The sequence below is a fragment of the Aurantiacibacter suaedae genome, from assembly GCF_005434915.1.
Taxonomy (GTDB): Bacteria; Pseudomonadota; Alphaproteobacteria; order Sphingomonadales; family Sphingomonadaceae; genus Alteraurantiacibacter; species Alteraurantiacibacter suaedae.
This window is the reverse complement of the sequence record NZ_SKCG01000004.1, coordinates 133,744-153,622: the sequence shown is the minus strand read 5'-3', so window position 1 is coordinate 153,622 and position 19,879 is coordinate 133,744. Positions and strand designations below refer to the sequence as shown.

Below are 19,879 nucleotides of genomic sequence, written 5' to 3'. Positions count from 1 at the left end.
ATAGCTAATAACATTATGACGGGCGCAAAACGGCGCGCCGCACTGAACTGCCGCGTGCGCATCACGAGCGAATGCGCACGCAAACCGGAGGAATGCCATGTCCAAGTTCGAACGCCTTAATCCCATGACCGGCGCCACCGCCTCTTCGGCCGAGGCCATGAAAGCGGGCGATATCCCGGCCGTTGCCGCGAAGGCGCAGACCGGATTCGAAGAGTGGTCGAAGCAGGGCCCGAACGCGCGCCGCGCCGTGCTCAACAAGGCCGCCGATGCGCTGATGGCGAAGAAAGACGAATTCGTCTCGGCGATGATGGGCGAAATCGGCGCAACTGCTGGCTGGGCGATGTTCAACCTTGGCCTTGCTGCCAGCATGATCCGCGAGGCCGGCGCCATCACCACGCAGATTTCGGGCGAGGTTATCCCGTCGGACTATCCGGGCAAGCTGTGCATGGCCCTGCGCGAGCCGGTTGGAGTGATCCTTGGCATTGCCCCGTGGAATGCTCCGATCATCCTCGGCGTGCGCGCCATCGCCGTGCCGCTCGCCTGCGGGAACGCGGTGATCCTGAAAGCCAGTGAAAGCTGCCCGCGCACCCATGCGCTGATCATCGAAGCCTTTGCCGAGGCAGGGTTCCCCGAGGGCGTGGTCAACGTCGTTACCAATGCGCCTGAGGATGCCGCCGAAGTAGTCGGTGCGCTGATCGATGCGCCTGAAGTGCGCCGCATCAACTTCACCGGGTCGACTGCCGTGGGCAGAATCATCGCCAAGCGCGCTGCCGAGCATCTGAAGCCCTGCCTGCTCGAATTGGGCGGCAAGGCGCCGATGGTTATTCTCGCCGATGCCGACCTTGATGAGGCGGTGAAGGCGGCGGCGTTCGGCGCCTATATGAACCAGGGCCAGATCTGCATGAGCACCGAGCGGATCATCGTCGAAGAGGCGGTGGCCGACGAGTTTGCCGCCAAGTTCAAGGCCAAGGTGGAATCGATGCCGGTCGGCGATCCGACCGAGGGCACCACGCCGCTCGGCGCGGTGGTCGACGCGAAGACTGTCAATCACTGCAAGAGCCTGATCGACGATGCGCTTTCGCATGGGGCCGAGCTGCTGACCGGCGGCGAAACCACGCACAATGTGCTGATGCCCGCGCACCTCGTCGACAAAGTGACGCCCGAGATGAAGCTGTTCCGCGACGAGAGCTTCGGCCCGGTGGTCGGCATGATCCGCGCGCGTGACGAGGCGCACGCGATCGAGCTGGCCAACGATACGCAGTATGGCCTGAGTTCAGCGATCTTTACGAAGGATGTGGCCAAGGGCCTGCGTCTGGCCAAGCAGATCCAGGCAGGCATCTGCCACATCAACTCGTCGACCGTGTCGGACGAGGCGCAGATGCCGTTCGGCGGGGTAAAGGCTTCGGGCTACGGCCGGTTCGGCGGCAAGGCCGGGATCGACAGCTTCACCGAGCTGCGCTGGGTCACTGTGTCCACCGAGGGCGGTCACTACCCCATCTGATTGGAGTGCAGGGTCGCCGGTGTTACTCCGGCGACCCACGCTCATAAGGTCAGGCCGCCTTGCGGCCCTTGGCAGTCGCGCCCAGCAGCCAGTCGGGCACTTCGCTGGTCGCCACTTCGTCGAACTTGTCGAGCAGGCCCGCAGCCGTGCCGTTGGAGCCGGATTCAAGGAATACCTGCGCGCCCGTCTTGCCAAGCGCCATCAGGCCCTTGGCGCCATCGTCGCTGCCCTTTTCGAGCATTCCGGCCAGCGTCGGGCACCCGGCGCGTGCAGCGCTGGCGAACATCAGATCGGCCGAGGGGCGGAAGCCAGCGACCGGATCGCGGTCCACCAGCTTGATCATCAGCGCAAAGTCATCCTCGATCGCGATGTGCTTGCTCTTGTCGTAGGCAAGGTAAACCGTGCCCGGCATGACCATCGCGCCATCTTCGGCGTTTTCGATCTTGCAGGCGACAGACGGACGCAGGCGATCGACCGCGCGCTCGACCACATCTTCATCGGCATCCAGAAGGATCACCGTGGGCGGGCAATTTGCAGGCATGGCCGCGATCACCGACCGCACCGTTTCGAGGCTGTCCGAACCGGCTGCGAGCAAGACGAGGCGTCCATCGTTGTCGTAGTCGGCCGCCGCGCCCGCGGTCGCGCCGCCGCCAGCGCCGAGCGAGGCCTTGTGCGCCTCCATATCGGTGTTGGCTGCCTTCTGGACGATGCTACCAAGCTTGGCGACGGTCTTCTTGAACTCCTCGGGCGAGGTGTGGAGCGGCTTGGGGAAGCAGTCCACAGCGCCCAGGGCGAGCGCCTTGGCGGCGGTTCCCGAACCGTCCTGCGCCACACTCGAAAGCATGACGACCGCGATCGGGTCTTCTTCCATAAGTTCGGCAAGGAATTCCATCCCGGTCATCCCCGGCATCTCCACGTCGAGCGTGAGGACATTGGGGCGACAGTCGGGAATCTTGTCGCGCGCTTCGGCGGCACTGGAGGCCGTGCCGACAACTTCGACTCCCTTGGCCTGATCGAGAATGTCGCAGAACAGCGCGCGCATGGCGGCTGAGTCATCGACGACGAGTACTCGGGCTGGCTTCATGATCTCAATCCTGTTCGTTTGTAATGCAGGCAGGCGATGCGCGCCGGGCGCAACGCCAATGGAACACCCTTAGGTGAGAGCGAGCGAACAAAGCCCAAGCGCCAACTAAGTGTTCGCCCATATGACGCTGGATCGAAGGGATAAGCGCCTTCGCAGTAGAGCTTTCCAATCGGATCAGGAACTTCCAGCAGGTGGGGGGAAGCAAGTACCATGGCGAATGCCCAGCAAAGCATGGCTGCTGACACTCTATTATATGGTGGTTTCATGAGCCCCGCACAGACTTCTTGGTCGCTGCGAAACCGTCGGGCCCCGACGAGCTTTGCCAGCCCCAATTACCAGCATTGATAGACAGGAGAATAGCTAGTGGCTGTCATCGAATTGCCGCGGCTGTGCGACCGTGCCGCCGCTCTCGCGCTTAAAGGCGACCTCGCCGACACCACCGGCAGCGAAGCCTTGCCGGTCGATGCCGGTAATGTCGAACGCATGGGCATGGCCATGCTGCAGGTGCTGCTGGCCGCCCAACGCAACGAGCCTGGTATCGTGCTGACCGAACGGTCGGCCGAATTCGACCGCGCGCTGGCGGTGTCGGGCCTTACGGAAACCTTTAACACCGGAGCTGCCGCATGAACGGCATCGACATTCAGGCCATCTTCTTCGACGAGTGCGAGGAATCGCTGCAGGCCGCAGAGGCCGGGCTCGACGCGTGCAAGGCCGGCACCCAGGACGGCGAGACGATCAATGCGATCTTCCGCGCGGTCCACTCGATCAAGGGCGGGGCCGGGGCCTTCGGCTACGAAGCGCTCGCCTCTTACACCCACGTTTTCGAAAACCTGCTTGGCGATGTGCGCGAAGGCACGGTGCCGGTAACCAGCGACCTGGTCGACATGTTGCTGCTAGCGCTCGATTCTCTGCGTGATCATGTCGAATCGGTCCGCGGCGGCACACCTGCGCCCGACGATGCGGCGATCAAGGCGCGGCTGGCCGAGGCGCACGAGAACGTTGGCAAGGATGGTGGCGCGGCTGCCGCAGAGGCTGCGCCCGCAGCTTCTGCACCTGAACCTGCCGCCGCATCCGGATCGAGCGATACGGACGATCTCGATGCGCTGCTCGACGATTTGCTCGGCTCCGATCCCGCGCCTGCCGCCGCTCAAGCTCCGGTGGAGGAAGCTGCCGAAGACGAGGGCGAGGTCGAAGGCGACGAATGGGCGCTTTACGTCTGCCCGCAAGCAGGCGCGATGGACAACGGTTCGGAGCCGCTGCTGTGGCTGCGCGAACTGGTCGAACTGGGCGGCACTTGCGTGAAGTGCGACGAATCGATCCTGCCACAGATCGATGAGATGGACCCGAAGGAAGGCTATCTCGCCTGGACCTTCGCCATGCCCGGCTCGGTCGAGCGTGATAAGGTCGCCGATATCTTTGATTTCGTGGGCGAGCAGTGCCTCGTCCTCTATGGCGAGGAGGCGCTGAACCCGCCTGCGCGCGAACGCAAGGTCGCCGCGCCGGAAGCGAAGGCACCGCCCGCAGTTGCCCCTGCCCCTGCCGCTGCACCCGCCAGCGCCGCCGCCAAAACAGAGGCTGCGGCCGCGCCGAGCCCAACGGCTGCCGCGCCCGCCAGCCAGTCGATTCGGATCGACCTGGGCAAGCTCGATCAGCTGATCGACGGCGTCGGCGAGCTGGTGATTGCCCAGGCCATGCTTGCGCAGCGCCTCACCAACGAAGGGCTCGCTCACTTCGAGGAACTGGCCATGCTCGAAGGGCTGGTGCGCGACATTCAGGAAAGCGCGATGGCCTTCCGCGCCCAGCCGATCAGCTCGGTGTTCAGCCGCGTGCCGCGCTTGCTGCGCGAACTGGCCAGCTCAACCGGCAAGCATGTTAAGCTGGTGGTTGCGGGCGAGACCACCGAACTCGATAAGACCGTGATCGAGCGCCTGAGCGAACCGCTTACGCACCTCATCCGCAACGCGGTCGACCACGGCATCGAATCGGCTGAAGATCGGCAGGCCGTGGGCAAGGACCCGGAAGGCACGTTGACCCTTTCGGCCGAGCAGAAAGCAGGCCGCATCGTGATCCGCATTGGTGACGATGGCGGCGGCATCAATCGCGAGAAGGTGCTCGCCAAGGCGATCGAGAAGGGCATCGTCGATCCCGAGGTGCACAACCTCAGCGACGAGGAAATCGATAACCTCATCTTCGCTCCCGGCTTTTCTACTGCAGCGCAGGTCTCCAGCATTTCGGGGCGCGGCGTCGGTATGGACGTGGTGCGCCAGAACGTGAAGGAGCTGGGCGGCCGAATTACCATTGAATCGCGGCCCGGACAGGGCACCGACTTCGTCCTCGCCCTGCCGCTGACGCTGGCCATTTCCGACGGGATGATCGTGCAGGTCGGCGACCAGTCGCTGGTTGTTCCGCTCACGCACGTGGTGGAAAGCCTCAGCCCGGCCGAATCCGAGATCAAGGGCATGGGCCGCAACATCCGTATGCTCAATGTGCGCGGACAGTTCCTGCCCATCGTGCCGCTGCGCCAGCTTACCGGCGGACCTTGCGCGGATGCCAGTGCCGAAGCCAGCATGGAAAACGGCGTCCTGGTGGTGGTCGAAACCGAGCGGTGCGGCCAGGCCGCGCTGCTGGTGGATGCGATCATCGATCAGCGCCAGTTCGTCATCAAGAGCCTCGACACGCATTATCGCTCGGTCGACGGCGTGGCCGGAGCCACCATTCTCGGCAATGGCCGGGTGGCGCTGATCGTCGATGTTGACCGGCTGGTGCTCGACATGACCAGCCGCCGCCAAGCCCCGGCAGAGGCTGCCTGAGCATGAGCGCCGCTGCCGCCCTCAACACTGGCGAAGCCCTGGTGCCCGGCATCAGCCCGCAGGTCTATGGCCTGGCCGATTTCCAGCGGATTTCGGCCAAGGTCCACGAACAGGCCGGGATCGTGCTGTCGGACAAGAAGCGGATGCTGGTCTATTCCCGGCTCGCGCCGCTCCTGCGGGGGATCAATAGCCAAAGCTTTTCCGATTTTCTCGATCAGGTCGAAAACGATCAGGCGCTGTCGACGCGCATGATCGAGGCGCTGACCACCAACCACACCTATTTCAATCGCGAATCGCACCATTACGATCACTTCGCCAAGACTCTGAGGCCGGAGCTTTTGCACCGCGCCAATCAGGGCCAGCCAGTGCGGATCTGGTCGGCTGGCTGTTCGAGCGGCGAGGAAATCTGGACGTTGATGATGGTGCTGCTGGGCTCTTCGCAGCAGGAAGGCAAGCGGATCGCCAAGCAGGACATCGTCGCCCTTGCGAGCGACCTTGCAAGCCATGCGGTGAATGCAGGGATCGCCGCGACTTACGAAGCAGCAGCGCTCGAAGCGGTGCCCGAGCCCTTGCGCAAGGCCTGGACCAGCAGCACGGGCGGCAAGGTGCAGATCGGCCCCGATCCGCGCAGACTTGTGCGGTTCCGTCAGCTCAACCTGTTGGGTCCATGGCCCATCAAGGGCGAGTTCGACGTGATCTTCTGCCGTAACGTGATGATCTATTTCGACACTCCGACCAAAGAAAAGCTGGTCTGGCGCTTCGCCAATCAGCTCAAGCCGGGCGGCTATCTTTATATCGGCCATTCCGAACGCGTTTCGGGCCGGGCCGAGGAGCTACTCGAACTGGTCGGGCCCACCGTTTACCGCAGGAGAGCTTGATGGCTATCAGAGTTCTGATCGTCGATGATTCCGCGCTTATGCGCAAGTTGTTGCAGGCCCGCCTCGGCCGCGAAGAGGATATCGAGGTGGTCGGCCTGGCCTGCGATGCTCAGGAAGCGCGCAGTCTGATCAAAGCGCTCAATCCCGATGTGGTGACGCTCGATATCGAGATGCCGGGAATGGATGGCCTTTCCTTCCTGCAGAAGATAATGCAGCTGCGGCCGACTCCGGTGATCATCGTCTCGGGCACCACGCGCGAAGGCGATCGCAACACCGTGCGGGCGCTGCAACTCGGCGCGATCAGCTGCTATGCCAAGAGCGACCACCATGCCGGCGGACCTGGCGATGATGGCGGCGCGCTTGCGGCGCTGGTGCGTGAAGCGGCGCAAGTGTCGTTTCGCAAACCTGCATCGATTGCGCCCACGGCGCCGGCTGCGCAAGCCACCCCCCAGCCCGCAGCGCGGCGCGAACCGGCACGGCTGGTTGCGCTTGGCGCATCGACCGGCGGCGTGGAAGCCCTGTGCAAGCTGCTGGGGCAGTTCCCCCGCAATTGCCCGCCGACCGTGATCGTGCAGCACGTTAACGCACGCTTTGCCCCGGCCATCGCGCACTCGCTCGATTCCGCGTGTCCGGCACGCGTAGTGCTGGCGGAAACCGATACGCGTCTCGAACAGGGGACGGTCTATCTTGCGCCGGGCGGCGATCGCCACATGCTGGTGGCCACGGCGGGAACGCTCGGCCATCGGGTGGTGCTGCGGCAGGGGCCGGAAGTTTCGGGCCATAGACCCAGTGTCGATGTTCTGTTCGGCTCGGTCGCCGAGGTGTTCGGAGCCGCGGCCGTGGGCGCGCTGCTGACGGGAATGGGCCAGGATGGCGCTCGCGGCCTGCTGAAGATGCAGCAGAAGGGCGCGCATACGATTGCCCAGGATGCGGAAAGCTGCGTCGTTTACGGAATGCCGCGTGCGGCAGTGGAACTGGGCGCGGCGCGCAAGATGCTGCCGCTCGATCGGATCGCGGGCAACATCTTTGCTCCCGGCGAATCGACGCGAGAGGCGGTGGCTTCATGAGCGATCTGTCCGGTCTCCCTCCCGGTGCGGGCCTTCAGCGCGTGACCGTTTTGCAGGGCGAAGCCCATGCCAGCGCCGATCCCAATGTGGAACTGTCCACCGTTCTCGGCAGCTGCGTTGCGACCTGTCTGTTCGACCCGCTCTCGCGGATCGGCGGTATGAATCACTTCCTGCTGGCCGAGCCGCCAAGCACCAGGTCGCGTGACAACTTCGACGAGCATTATGGGCTGTTCCTTATGGAATTGCTCATAAACAAAATGCTCGGCCTGGGCGCAGTTAAGTCGCGCGTTAAGGCGCGCGTCTATGGCGGGGCCAACCTCAATCCGGCCATGAAACCGATTGGCACGGCCAATGCCGCCTTCGCGCGTAAGTTCTTGGAAAGCGAAGGTATCCCTATCGCTTTCGAAGATATGGAGGGCCGCGCCGCGCGACGTATCCACTTCATGCCCGCCAGCGGAATGGTCCGCTGCCGCACCGCGCCGATTGAATCTGCTCCTATGGATAAACCGCTAGTCCGACCGCAATCGGCCAGTGGTGATGTTGAACTATTCTAGAGTCGAGGGAAGATATGAAACCGACACGCATCCTGACCGTAGACGACAGCGCAAGTATGCGCGCGCTGTTGCTGCACGCGCTGACCACGCAGGGCTTCGAGGTGGAGCAAGCCGAAGATGGCCAGCAGGCTTTCGAATGGCTGGCGACTAACGAAGTCGATGTGGTCATTACCGATATCAACATGCCGCGCCTCGACGGGTTCGGGCTGATCGAGCAGCTGCGTGATACGGCCAGACATGCCGATCGTCCGATTCTGGTGCTGACCACCGAAAGTTCGGACGAGAAAAAGCGCCGTGCCCGCGATGCCGGGGCGACCGGCTGGATCGTCAAACCGTTCGATGCGGAAAAGCTTGCCACCGCGGTGCGCCGCGTTGCGCACTGAGTGAATTTGGAAAGGGAAGCACCATGCTTGCTGAAATGATCACCTTCGAGATTTCGGGTCAGCTGTTCGGTATCGACATCATGTCGATCCGCGAGATCCGGGCCTGGTCGCCCGTGACGGTTCTGCCGGGGGTGCCGCGCTATGTCTCGGGCGTGGTGAACCTTCGCGGCGCTGTGCTGCCGGTCCTCGACCTGTCGGTGCGCCTTGGCTGGGAAAGCACCGATGCGACCCCGCGCAACCCGATCATCGTGATCGAGCACGAAGGCCAGTCGCGCGGGCTGATCGTCCACGCGGTGAACGACATCGTATCGATCGACACCGATACCATCCAGCAGCCCGAAGCGGCCGCCAACGATGGCATCACCAGCTTCATCGCGGGCCTTGCCCCGATGGGCGAAGACATGGTGATGGTGCTCGACCTCAAGAGCCTGATGGCCGACGAGCGGCTGGAACTGGCCGCATGACCCAAACCTCGGAAGCCTCCTTGCGCCTGCTTGGCGGGGTGGCGGCGATCCTCGAAGAACTGGCGGGCGAGGTCGAGTGTCTCGGCGAGAACCTCTGTGCCGATCCCGATGTCATCGGGCGGCATTTCGACAAGTTGCAGGGTATCGATCTCATTGCACAGACCGCGCGTCAGCTCGGCATGCTGGTCGGCTCGGACAATCCGACCGCCGCGCTGGGCGATGTCCGGCTCGAAGCTCTGCGCCGCCGTCTGCATGACATCGTAGCGCCGAGCACCAGCGACGACATGGTATCGTTCGACGCCTGACAGTCCACGCTGCCCATTCTCACGAGCGTTACAATGCGCTAGGCCTGCCCATGTGAGAGGCTGACCGGGCGGCAGGAAAAGTGGAACAGTTCGACTATATCATCGTGGGTGCGGGCAGCGCGGGCTGCGTCTTGGCTAACAGGCTGAGTGCCGATCCGGCCTGCCGTGTGGCCCTGATCGAGGCGGGCGACGACACGCGCGACCTGCTGATCGAAAGCCCGCTCACCTGGATGCAGGCCGCAGCCAACCCCCGCTTTGGCTGGGGGTTCGAGGCCGAACCCGATCCCGGCCTCGATGGCCGCACCCAGCCGATTCCGCGCGGCCGCGTGATGGGCGGCTGCTCCTCTATTAACGGCACGATGTATATCCGCGGCGCCGCTGCCGACTACGATCAATGGCGCGACGCGGGCAATCCTGGCTGGGGCTATGACGATATTCTGCCGCTGTTTCGCCGCTCGGAAGCGAACTGGCGCGGGGCGAGCACGGTCCACGGGGATGAGGGCGAAATGGCGGTTTCGCCAATGCAGCCCGATCCCACGCTGACCCCGGCCTTTCTTGGAGCGGCGCGCGAGCTGGGGCTGGCCGAGTGCCCGGATTTCAACGTGCCCGCGCCCGAGGGCTTCGGGATGCCCGACTGCACGATCCGCAAGGGCCGCCGCGCCAGCACGGTGCGCGCCTTTATCGATCCCGTAGCCGGGCGAGCGAACCTCAGCGTAATCTCCGGCTGTCCTGCCCGCCGTGTGGTGATCGAGGAGGGCCGCGCAACCGGGCTCGAAGTCATGCGCGGCGGCGAGACTGTCCGCATCGGTGCGCGGCGCGAGGTGATCTTGAGCGCGGGCGCTTTTGGCAGTCCGCAGGTGCTGATGCTGTCAGGAATCGGCCCCGCTGCCGCTTTGCAGGCACAGGGTGTTCCCGTGACGCTCGATCTGCCGGGCGTGGGCCAGAACCTGCAAGACCACCCGATTGCGATGGCGCTTTACAAAGCCTCGGTCGACATCGACTTCAACCGCCAGATCCGGCTTGACCGGCTGGTGCTCAACTACCTCAAGTGGGAACTTGGCGGCACCGGCCAGCTCAGCCAGAGCCCGATGTCGCTCCAGGGCTTCGTGCGCTCGGGCGAGGATCAGGCGCGGCCCGACCTTCAGTTCCAGATCGTCCACTCGGGCTACGATGCGCGGCCCTGGTTCCCGCTATGGCGCAAGCCGCCGACGCCGATGTTCAGCTGCGGGGCGATTCTGCTTGATCCCGAAAGCCGGGGCGAAGTCACGCTGGCGAGCGGTGATCCGGAGGCGCTGCCCAAGGTCCAGTTCAACTTCATGACCGCCGAGGGCGACCGCGAGCGGCTGCTGAGGGCTTTCCGCTTCATCCGCCGCTTCTTCGCCACCGAAGCGGCGGGCAAGGTCACCGCATTCGAGTTGGCGCCCGGCGCCGATGCCGAAACCGACGAAGCGATTGAGGGCTGGCTCAAAAGCTCGCTGATCAGCGCGGGGCATCCGGTCGGCACCTGCGCGATGGGAACGGTTGTCGACAGTGAGCTGAGGGTGAAGGGCGTGGCTGGCCTGCGCGTGGCCGATGCCTCGATCATGCCGACGATCATCCGCGGTAACACCCATGCGCCCACAGTGATGATCGCGGAGAAGGCGGCCGAGCTGATTGCCGGTTAATCGCGTACGTCGCTGGCGATCTCATCGCTGGGCTGCGGTGCGCCTTCGTCGGCCAACTCATCGGCATAGGGCACGTCGAGGCGGCCGATCATGTTTTCGAGCACGGCGGTAAGCTCGTCGATCTGATCATCGGACATGCCTTCGAGCAGATGCCCGCGCACGCGATCATAGATGGTGAAGATGCGCTCCACCGTGTCCACGCCCGCGGGTGTCAGCGACAAGAGGTTCACCCGGCGGTCGTGCGGGGCGGGAGTGCGCTCGACCAGGCCTTCTTTGCTCAGAATGTCGATCATGCGGGTGACCGTGGCCCCCTCGATCCGCAGGCGCCGGGCCACGTCGCTTTGCGACTTGTCGCCCTGCATGTTGAGGATCGCGGCCAGCGTTTCCATGCGCGCCGTGCTTTGCCCGATTTTGCGCAGCTCTTCGTCTACCTTGCTGCGGAAACCGCGCACGAGCAGAACCATGTCGACAAGCATTCGGATTTCGCGGGTGCTGCCACCCTGCTTGTAGACTTCGAACGATGTGCTGGCTTTGTGTTGCGGCACTGAACTTCCTCGAACTGACCGACCGGTCTGGTGTGGACCACAAAACACCGCACATGCATCGGAAAAAGGCTGGCGGGCACTGGCGCTTACTCACCGCCCGATGCGCCTGCAAGTGCTGGCCGCCACCGGCGAGAGCCCGATATCCACAAGAACGGTTAAAAGCTAATTATTAATGTACGTATGTATATTGCGCTTGCCATACGCCGTTTTTATGGCGCTCAGCCTTCGCCCAGAACCTTCAGCACGCGGTCGATCAGGCCGATCAGTTGCTCCAGCTCTTTCTGGCTGAGTTCTTCGCGGATCGGTGCCTCGATTTGCGACACCACCTTGAACATTTCGGCCAGCGTTTCTTCGCCCTTGTCGGTCAGCACCAGCATGTTGCGGCGCCGGTCGGTGGTCGAGCGATCGCGCCGGACCAGCCCCTGCCGTTCCAATTCGTCGACCAGACTTACGAGGCCCGGGCCGGTGATGCCCGCCTTGTCGGCCAGCTCTTTCTGCGAGCTGCCGGGATTTTGATCGATCAGCGAGAGAAGCGTGAGCGATCCCGTCGGCAGGTCGAAAGGCTCGGAAACGGCGATGGATCGCGCGTTCAGATTGTTTCGTAGCAGTCGGACACGCGGCCCGACCGAGTTCGAGAGTAAACCCCAGTCCAGATCACCCACTCCATTCAGTTGTTAACGTTGCCCCAATCGTTCCATGGGGAAATGAATTTTGCAACTAGTGAAATTAACTTTATTCCCGCTTCGGATGTCACGGAGTGATGCGAAGTGGGGGCTACCGGTCATATGCGCTGGTCGCAATCCCCGCCTTTCACGGCTTTGCGGAACCTGCTGGTGAGCAAAAAGGCGGCTGGCTGCACCGGGCTTGCCGGGCCGCCGTTGAACAGAAAGCTCAGCCAGGAGAACCGCCGGATCACCTCGAATATCAGCACCGTTCCTGCCAGCGTCGCGGCGACGATCAGCAGCATCTCGACGCTGGCGGGCCAGTCGACCAGACGGAATGCCACGCCGAGCGGCAGCAAGAAGACCTCGTGAAACAGGTAGATCACCAGCGAGGCGGCAACGAAATAGCGTACCGTCGCGCGGCCTGTGGCGAAGACCTTGCCGACAAAATAGTAAAACAGTGCGGAGACGAACACGCCGGCAAGCGCGGTGACCGAGAAGGCGAGCGGCCGGGTGAGATCGCGCGGCAACCCGGTGATGGCGAGGAAATCGCGAAAGGCCAGCGTGAGAACGCAATAGGCCAGCAGCAGCAAGGCGCCTGCGATTCTGATAGCGAGCTTGGGGCGGAACACCACGCGCGAAAGTCCGCCATCGGCAAAGGCGAGCACGCCGATAAGGAAATAGGGTGCGAACATCACGGTCCGCTGCAGGTTCACCCGCAACTCACCGCGCGGCAGCAGCGTGCCCAGTTCGGCAGTGAGGTATTGCGCGGCGATCGGCAGCGCCACCAGCAGCAGCGGGAGGCGGGCAGGGCCAAGCCGGCGCCAGACGGCGCGCAAGCCAGCACCTATGGCGGGCGCGGCATGAACTGCGGCGGTGAGAGTGCAGTAGGCGAACAGGACGATCAGGAACCAGCGGTGGTTGATCCAGCGTCCGGGGAACTTCTCCAGCGTCCAGGCGAAAGCGGCTGCCGGTTCGAGGCCGGCGCTTGCGCCCATCCAGTAGACCTCCCAGCCGCCGAGCAGCAGCAGCGAACTGGCGAAGGGCACCAGCAGGCGTTTGAACCGGTTGGTGAGCCACTGCCCGGCTGAACGTCGCGCCAGCAGCATGGCGGCAAAGAACCCCGCCAGAATGAAAAAGCCCGGCATACGAAACGAATGCACCAGCGCGGTGATTAAACTGGCGAGGTGTGATGGCTCTTGCGCGTCGACGAGCCAGCCGCCCCTCAAGCTGTACATGGCAGCGGTGTGGAACGGTATACCCAGCAACAGCATGATGGCCCGCGCGCCATCGAGTGCGTGAAAGCGTTCGCGTTGCGGGGCAGGCGCGGCAATTGGTGCTGTCATCGGTTCGTCCCGGTGGCTTTGCGCGCCCTGCGCCTTCAACCCGGCATCGGCTGCGCGATCAGGCAGGTCCCGGTTTCGCAGAATTCCACCGCGTCGATTTCTTCGGCCAGCGCGCATTGGCCCGGGCTGACCGTCTCGCCGTCGACCACCACCGATGCTTCGCGCGGGATCACCAGCAGCGGCCCGCGATAGCGCGCGGAAATCGCGGCATCTGGTCCGCCCGCCAGCTGGTCGAGCCGGAAAACCGGGCCATCGACGAGGTTCACGTCCGATTCGCGGCCCACAAAGGTGCTATTCGCGGCGAGATCGTAAGGCTCGCCGCTCGCTGCCTTGACGCCCTCATCAAGATGCAGCTCGCGAGGACGACCATAATCGTAGAGGCGATAGGTGACATCGGAGTTTTGCTGAATCTCCAAGATCGCGCAACCTGGTCCGATCGCATGGACCGTGTTGGCAGGGATATAGAAAAAGTCGCCCGCCTTCACTTCGTGCCAGGTCAGCAGGCCCTCGATACTGCCATCTGCGGCTGCGGCGCGGATGGCCTTGCGATCCAGCTCTTTGTTGAACCCGATCCCCAGCGCTGCTCCGGGCTCTGCATCGACTACCAGCCAGCATTCCTCCTTGCCCTGCTTGCCCAGTCCCATCGCGAGCGTCTGCTCGTCCGACGGATGACACTGCACCGAGAGCTTTTCCGAAGTGAAGATGTATTTGACTAGCAGCCCGTCCAACGTGGTTGGCGGATCGAACCAGACTTCGCCAATACGTTGGCCATCCGGCGCTGAAAATGGCGCGGGCAGGCGATCGCAGCCCCAGACCTTTTCGATCATGCGGGTTTGTAGGATCATTGGCACCTTTCTCCTTCGATTGCGCTGACGACCTGCACCAGCTCGGCTCGCCCGAGTCCGTCGCGCTATGCGCGAGAAGCCGTAAGCGATGCAATGGTCTGGTCACAAGCGAGGTTTGAAATCGCAAGGCCGACCATCGGATCAGTGCCGGGCGCGGGTGATAAGCGTCAATTGGGTGGGGCCGAGAAGAAATATACATCAAAGTGCTGTGCTTTCGTTTGAATAATTCACTTTTCTCTCCGTATTCGTCTCGAAAATGTTATACACGTCCTCGTGACCTTCTCAGCCGACCTTCTCTTGCCGCTCCTTGCCCTGCTCGGGGCTGGAGCAGGGGCGGGCTTTGCCGGAGGGCTGTTCGGGATCGGCGGCGGATTCGTGGTGGTTCCGGCGCTGGTGCTGATCCTTCCGTTGCTTGGCGCCCGGCCGGACCAACTGACTCACGTTGCCGTGGGTACCTCGCTGGCGAGTATCATTTTCACCTCGCTGCGCGCGGTCAAAAGCCATGCGGCGCGCGGTGCGGTGGATGTCGATGTGCTGAAGACCTGGGCACCCTGGGTTGTGGGCGGCACGGCACTTGGCGCACTGATCGCCGGGCGGGTCACGTCAGAGACGCTGGCCTTGATCTTCGCCATCGGGGTATTTGCCTTCGCAATCTATTTCCTTGCCCCGAAGATCCGCGCCAGCGCGATGGTGCTGGCCATGCCGAAAGGCGCGGCGCGGGCGGGGCTGGCTGGCTCGCTGGGGCTGGTCTCAGCGCTGCTCGGGATCGGCGGGGGCACGATCACCACCGTGGTGATGAGCGTATGCGGCAACGGCATTCACCGGGCCATCGGCACCGCCTCGGGCATGGGCGCGATCATCGCCATTCCCGGCACTATCGGCTTCATGATTATCGGCTGGGGCGAGCCTGGTCTGCCCTGGGGCTCGTTCGGCTACGTAAACTGGGCGGCAGCAGCCGTGGTGATCCTCACCTCGGTGCTGTGCGCGCCGCTGGGCGTCGCCATGGCACACAAGTTGCGCGAGGGGCTGCTGCGGCGGGTCTTCGGCATCTACCTGATTTTCGTGGGCGTAACGATGATAACAAACGCCTGAATGTCCGCAGGAGGCAAGGAGAAACCGAGCGAACAGGAGACATATCATGCACGCATCACGCCGAGGATTTCTGGCCGGATCGGCCGCGCTGACGGGGCTCGCGGGAGCGAGGCCGGCTCAAGCTGCTTTGCCGATGAGCGCGACCGGAGTGGTCAGCCACTTTGGACCGAGGCCCGAGATTGCGCTGCTGGCGCGCAACGAAAACCCCTATGGCCCGGCGCCGAGCGCACTGGCCGCCATCACCGACACCTCGGTGAAGGGCTGCTACTACGCCGACGGGGGTGTCTCCTACATCACCGAGATGATCGCCGAACGCCACGGGGTGAGCCCGAAGCAGGTGGTGATGGGCAGCGGCTCGACCGAACTGCTTTGCGCCATCGCGCTGGCCTGGGGCGGGCAAGGCAAGATCCTGTGTCCCGGCCTGTTCTGGGATACGACCGTGCAATATGGCGAGAAGAAAGGCGCGACGGCGACCCGCATCGCGCTGACGCCGACGATGCAGGTCGACGTGGCGGGGATGGGTGCGGCCTTCGGCGAGGGCGTGTCGCTGGTGCAGATCTGTAACCCCAACAACCCCACCGGCATGGTGGTGCCCCAGCCCGAACTGCGCGCGCTGGCGGCGCAGGTCACGCCTCATGCCACGCTGCTGATCGACGAGGCCTATAACGAGCTGACGGACGACCCCGAAGACAACTCGGTGATCGACCTCGTGCGCGAGGGGCAGGATGTGATCGTCTGTCGCACCTTCTCGAAGATCTATGGCATGGCCGGGATGCGCGTTGGCTATGCCATCACCAGCGAAGCCAATGCCGAGCGCATCTCCGGCTATCTGATGAGCTTTGGCGGCAACGTGTCGGGTCTGTCCGCCGCTATCGCCAGCTATGACGACTTCGGCTTCCTCGAACGCAGCAAGGCCATGATCCTCGAAGGCCGCGAGATGATCCTCGATGCCGTCGCCACGGCCGGGCTGACTGCTCTGCCGAGCCAGACCAACTTCGTCTTCGTGGAGGTGCCGGATGCAGATAAGGTGCGTGCAGCCATGGCCGAACGCGGTATTATGATTCGCGGTGCCTATGGCCCATGGACGCAATATTCACGCGTCAGCACCGGCTTGCTGCCCGACGTGGAACGCTATGCGGCGGCATTGCCCGAGGTGATCGACAGCCTCTCTTGAGGCATGAGAACGGGAGACATACGATGCGCCGATTGACGAACCTGCTTTTTGCCGGGGCCGTGGCCTTTCTGGGAACCCCGGCAGCGGCTGAAACGCTGGTCGATGTCACAAGCTCGCGAGTGAGCGAGGCGCATCCTGTCCCCGTGTTCAAGGCCGATGCTGCGTGGCCGCGCCTGCCCGAAGACCAGATGCTCGGCCAGGTTTCGGGCCTCGCGGTGGCGCCGGATGGTCACATCTGGCTCACCCAGCGCCCGCATTCGCTGGGGGCGACCGACCTGGGGCTCGACAGCAACGAGGCGCTGGCCTGTTGCCGCACGCCCTCGCCGGTATTGCGGCTCGATCCCGAGGGACGGATCGTGGCCGAATGGGGCGGGCCGGAGAGTGCCCCCACGATCAATGGCGTGAACCAGTGGCCGGCCAACACACACGGTCTGTTCGTCGACGACGGTGGCAACGTATGGATTGGCGGCAACGGCGCAGGCGACCACGCCGCGCTCAAGTTCTCGCCGGAGGGAGAATACCTGGGTCAGGTCGGACTGCGCGAACAGACCGATGGCAACTTCTCTGAAAGCCTGCTCGGCCTGCCTGCCGACATCAGCTCGGCACAAGGCTCGGTGCTGGTGGCCGATGGCTATGCCAACAAGCGGGTGATCGAATTCCTTGATGAAGGCGACGGAGCCTTCGCCTTCGAGCAGCTGTTCGGCGCCTGGGGCGAGCCACCGATGGCTCCGGTGCGCGAGGGCGATTTCGATCAGAGCCAGGCCACCAGCACCGGCGACGGCGGCCCGCAGCCCGAGGGGGAAAACTTCGGCGATATCGTCCACTGCGTGGTGCGCGGCCCGGACGATACGATCTACGTTTGTGACCGGCGCAACAACCGCGTGCAGATATTCCGCGAGACGGCCGAAGGTGTCGATTTTGTCCAGAACGTTGTAATCGCGGGCGAATCCGGCGGCACGCGCACCGCCACCGATGTCGGCTTCAGCCCCGATGGCAAATATGTCTACGTTGCCGACATGATGAACGGACGGGTGTGGATTCTGCTGCGCGAAACGCATGAGGTGCTCGGCAGCTTTGGCAAGAACGGGCGCTATCCCGGCGAGTTCATCTGGCTGCACTCGCTCGATGTCGATGCTGAGGGCAATATCTACACCAGCGAGGTCAACACCGGGCGCCGCGTGCAGAAGTTCGTGATGACCGGCTTTATGGATTAATCGCGCAGCGTCGTTCTGAAAAAACCCGCCCGTCCTCTTTTGTTGGGGGGGAGGGGAGGACGGGCGGGCGCTAGGTGGCGAGGCTCCCACCGCAATCGGGAGCCTCACCCGGGGTCTGTCAGAACCGCTTGGTAAAGCCGACGCGCAACTGGCGCGGTTCCACAATGCGGCTGTTTATGCCTTCGACACCGGCGGATTCACCGGGCAGGCGCGTCTCGTAGAAATAGGTGATGTCCTTGTCTTCGGAATCGAGCGCGTTGAGCAGTTCGAGGTGGATCTCCACGCCTTCGAGCGCGCCGCGGCTCTGCGGGGTCCAGGCCGTGCGCAGGTTCACAAGCACGGTTTCGTCGGAGCGGACAGAATTGTCCTCGATCAGCGCCGCCGGGCCCAGATAGCGCAGCCGCGCCGAGGCGTTCCAGTTCGGAAAGGCGGCCGAAATGCCCAGCTCGCCCGACGAATCGAGCGCGCCGGGAACATAGTCCTCGCCCACCGGAAGGCCCGCATAGCGCGAAGTGGTGCCGGTCCACACCGCGTCTATCGCCAGCCAGTTGTTCGGCTTGTAGAAGGCAGTCAGCTCATAGCCGTGGCGCTCGCCGGCGTCGGACGGTTCGACCGCGCCCGCATCGCCGACGTAGATCAGCTCGCTTTCAATGCTCGACCACCAGTAGACCCCGGTGAAGATCAGCCCGCCACGTTCGAAGCGCAGGCCCACCTCTTCGAAATCGCCTTCGACGAGGCCCGGTGCGGGATCGGTCGGCGCGGTGACGCCGCGCGCGTCGTTCGAATGGAAACCCTCGCCATAGTTGGCGTAAAAGGCGAGGCCGTCGAGCAGCTCGTAGTTCGCGCCGATCTTGAAGCCGAGGGTGTCGTCGGACACGTCACCGTCCCAGCTTGCCGCGCCTTCGAGTGCGCGGGTTTCGAACCCGTACCAGTCCTGTCGCAACCCGGCGATCAGCATCAGCCTGTCGATGGGCTGCCACATGGCCTCGCCATAAAGACCGAGCGACTTCTCATCGACCGCGAAGGCCCCGACGGTGAATTCTTTCACCCCATCGATGGTCTCGTCGAGCCCGACGCGGGCGATGTCGTCATAGCGCCCCTCTGCGCCCACGCGCAGGGTAAGCGTGTCGTCGATCTCGGCGGTATGCTCGATCCGTCCGCCGTAAGACCACTGGTTCGAATACTGGCGCAGCTGGTCGCCGTTCACCGGGTCTTCGAGGAAAAAGGTGAAGTTGGAAAGCAGCTGCCAGTCGTAATGCTGCGCCCAGGCGGTGACGCGCCAGCTGTCGCTGGTGTAATTCGCGGTCAGGATCTGGCGTTCGGTGTAGCCGTCCTGCGTAGTGTCGATCGCGCAATAGGCATCCTCGCACAGCGGAGTGCCGATGGCGCGCTCGGGCAGTTGCTCGGTCGGGTTCCAGTTCGCATCGTAAATCGTGGCCGAGAGCTGCAGATCGCCGTCGCCCACGGGCAGCGAATATTTGAGCAGACCCGAATAGCCTTCGAAGTCCTCGGGCAATTCCCACGGCCCGTCGTTGAACTTGGCCTGTCCGACCGCGAGCAGGGTGCCGCTGCCAAGATCGACCGAGCCGCCTGCCACGAACCGGCGATAGCCGTAGCCGCCGACTTCTGCCGTGGCGAAGGGCTGGATGCGATCCTTGGTGGTGATCTGCGCGCTGCCGACAAAGGCGAAGTCGCCGGTGTCGGCGCGATAGGGCCCTTTGCGATAGTCGACCCGCTCGACCGTCTCGGGGATCAGACCGTTTACGTCGAGATAGCCCTGTCCGTGCCCGTGGGTGCGGAAGTTATAGGGCATGTCGTCGACATAGAGCGCGAAGTCGGTGCCGTGATCGAGGTTGAACCCGCGCAGGAAGAACTGGTTGGCCTTGCCGCCGCCCGAATGCTGGGTAGCGATGAGGCCAGGGGTCGCCTCCAGCAGTTCGCCAGGGCGCAGCAGCGGGCGCAGCTCGAGATCTGCCCCGGCCACGCCGCCTTCGCTGGCGGCGCCAGCCGTGCCGATGCGGCGCTCGCCGCGACCATAAACGTAGATGATGTCGCCGGTGGTGCTGTCGCGCACCACATTGCCGTCGTTGACTTCGACTTGGGGCGACGGTCCTTGGTCCTCGGCATGGGCTGCCAAGGGCACCGTCAGCGCGATGGCGGAAACCGCCGTGGCAAGCGCACGGGCAATCTGGGGGGTGTCCTCTCTTCTCATGCCAAGGGGCTTGCCGGGTGGCTCTTGCTGCGGCCAGGTGATTTACGGTAATCGGCTCGTAACAGGCGCGTTACAGCGC

General features: G+C 63.8%; 19 protein-coding genes. 13 read left to right on the top strand and 6 right to left on the bottom strand.

The window, feature by feature from the left end:
• Positions 1–97 precede the first annotated feature (97 nt).
• Positions 98–1,501, top strand: coding sequence for an aldehyde dehydrogenase (locus E0473_RS14745; RefSeq protein ID WP_137681679.1), 1,404 nt, complete (start codon positions 98–100; stop codon positions 1,499–1,501).
• Between the two features lie 49 nt (positions 1,502–1,550).
• On the opposite strand, the gene E0473_RS14740 is transcribed toward E0473_RS14745, so the two are convergent.
• Positions 1,551–2,585 (bottom strand): chemotaxis protein CheB, encoded by a 1,035-nt coding sequence (locus tag E0473_RS14740; RefSeq protein WP_137681678.1) that lies wholly within the window; start codon positions 2,583–2,585, stop codon positions 1,551–1,553.
• Between the two features lie 363 nt (positions 2,586–2,948).
• Here E0473_RS14740 and E0473_RS14735 point away from each other — a divergent pair, with 363 nt between their 5' ends.
• The 9 genes from E0473_RS14735 to E0473_RS14695 all read left to right on the top strand — a co-directional run bounded on the left by E0473_RS14735 (position 2,949) and on the right by E0473_RS14695 (position 10,710).
• A complete protein-coding gene (locus E0473_RS14735; protein WP_137681677.1) occupies positions 2,949–3,212 on the top strand; it encodes an STAS domain-containing protein in 264 nt (87 codons plus the stop codon).
• Positions 3,209–5,395 (top strand): chemotaxis protein CheA, encoded by a 2,187-nt coding sequence (locus E0473_RS14730; RefSeq protein ID WP_137681676.1) that lies wholly within the window; start codon positions 3,209–3,211, stop codon positions 5,393–5,395. Before E0473_RS14735 ends, E0473_RS14730 begins: the two co-directional genes overlap by 4 nt.
• Positions 5,396–5,397: 2 nt before the next feature.
• On the top strand, positions 5,398–6,273 hold the full coding sequence (locus tag E0473_RS14725) for a CheR family methyltransferase (RefSeq protein ID WP_137681675.1): 876 nt from the start codon (positions 5,398–5,400) through the stop codon (positions 6,271–6,273).
• Positions 6,273–7,340, top strand: a complete 1,068-nt coding sequence (locus E0473_RS14720) for a protein-glutamate methylesterase/protein-glutamine glutaminase (RefSeq protein WP_137681674.1) — start codon at positions 6,273–6,275, stop codon at positions 7,338–7,340. Before E0473_RS14725 ends, E0473_RS14720 begins: the two co-directional genes overlap by 1 nt.
• Positions 7,337–7,894, top strand: a complete 558-nt coding sequence (locus E0473_RS14715) for a chemotaxis protein CheD (protein ID WP_137681673.1) — start codon at positions 7,337–7,339, stop codon at positions 7,892–7,894. The genes E0473_RS14720 and E0473_RS14715 overlap by 4 nt, the downstream gene beginning before the upstream one ends.
• 14 nt (positions 7,895–7,908) lie before the next feature.
• Positions 7,909–8,277 (top strand): response regulator, encoded by a 369-nt coding sequence (locus E0473_RS14710; RefSeq protein WP_137681672.1) that lies wholly within the window; start codon positions 7,909–7,911, stop codon positions 8,275–8,277.
• Positions 8,278–8,300: 23 nt separating this feature from the next.
• On the top strand, positions 8,301–8,741 hold the full coding sequence (locus tag E0473_RS14705; RefSeq protein ID WP_137681671.1) for a chemotaxis protein CheW: 441 nt from the start codon (positions 8,301–8,303) through the stop codon (positions 8,739–8,741).
• Complete coding sequence (locus tag E0473_RS14700) at positions 8,738–9,046, top strand: hypothetical protein (protein WP_137681670.1); 309 nt, start codon at positions 8,738–8,740, stop codon at positions 9,044–9,046. The genes E0473_RS14705 and E0473_RS14700 overlap by 4 nt, the downstream gene beginning before the upstream one ends.
• 80 nt (positions 9,047–9,126) lie before the next feature.
• The gene (locus E0473_RS14695) at positions 9,127–10,710 is read left to right on the top strand and encodes a GMC family oxidoreductase (RefSeq protein ID WP_137681669.1); all 1,584 of its coding nucleotides are present in this window, start codon (positions 9,127–9,129) and stop codon (positions 10,708–10,710) included.
• On the opposite strand, the gene E0473_RS14690 is transcribed toward E0473_RS14695, so the two are convergent.
• The 4 genes from E0473_RS14690 to E0473_RS14675 form a co-directional block, all read right to left on the bottom strand.
• Complete coding sequence (locus tag E0473_RS14690) at positions 10,707–11,255, bottom strand: MarR family winged helix-turn-helix transcriptional regulator (RefSeq protein ID WP_137681668.1); 549 nt, start codon at positions 11,253–11,255, stop codon at positions 10,707–10,709. The two genes, E0473_RS14695 and E0473_RS14690, sit on opposite strands and share 4 nt — an antisense overlap.
• 218 nt (positions 11,256–11,473) lie before the next feature.
• Positions 11,474–11,917 (bottom strand): MarR family winged helix-turn-helix transcriptional regulator, encoded by a 444-nt coding sequence (locus E0473_RS14685; RefSeq protein ID WP_161981626.1) that lies wholly within the window; start codon positions 11,915–11,917, stop codon positions 11,474–11,476.
• A gap of 119 nt (positions 11,918–12,036) precedes the next feature.
• Positions 12,037–13,263, bottom strand: coding sequence for an acyltransferase family protein (locus E0473_RS14680; RefSeq protein ID WP_161981625.1), 1,227 nt, complete (start codon positions 13,261–13,263; stop codon positions 12,037–12,039).
• A gap of 35 nt (positions 13,264–13,298) precedes the next feature.
• Positions 13,299–14,108 carry a class I mannose-6-phosphate isomerase gene (locus E0473_RS14675; protein ID WP_137681665.1) on the bottom strand — a complete coding sequence of 270 codons (810 nt, stop codon included), beginning with the start codon at positions 14,106–14,108 and terminating at the stop codon, positions 13,299–13,301.
• Between the two features lie 273 nt (positions 14,109–14,381).
• Here E0473_RS14675 and E0473_RS14670 point away from each other — a divergent pair, with 273 nt between their 5' ends.
• The 3 genes from E0473_RS14670 (at position 14,382) to E0473_RS14660 (ending at position 17,588) form a co-directional block, all read left to right on the top strand.
• The gene (locus E0473_RS14670) at positions 14,382–15,200 is read left to right on the top strand and encodes a sulfite exporter TauE/SafE family protein (RefSeq protein WP_137681664.1); all 819 of its coding nucleotides are present in this window, start codon (positions 14,382–14,384) and stop codon (positions 15,198–15,200) included.
• Between the two features lie 133 nt (positions 15,201–15,333).
• Entirely contained in the window at positions 15,334–16,374 is a 1,041-nt protein-coding gene (locus E0473_RS14665; RefSeq protein WP_137681663.1) for a pyridoxal phosphate-dependent aminotransferase, read from the top strand.
• Positions 16,375–16,397: 23 nt separating this feature from the next.
• A complete protein-coding gene (locus tag E0473_RS14660; protein WP_137681662.1) occupies positions 16,398–17,588 on the top strand; it encodes an NHL repeat-containing protein in 1,191 nt (396 codons plus the stop codon).
• Between the two features lie 118 nt (positions 17,589–17,706).
• Here E0473_RS14660 and E0473_RS14655 read toward each other — a convergent pair whose 3' ends face one another.
• Complete coding sequence (locus E0473_RS14655; RefSeq protein WP_137681661.1) at positions 17,707–19,800, bottom strand: TonB-dependent receptor; 2,094 nt, start codon at positions 19,798–19,800, stop codon at positions 17,707–17,709.
• Positions 19,801–19,879 lie beyond the last annotated feature (79 nt).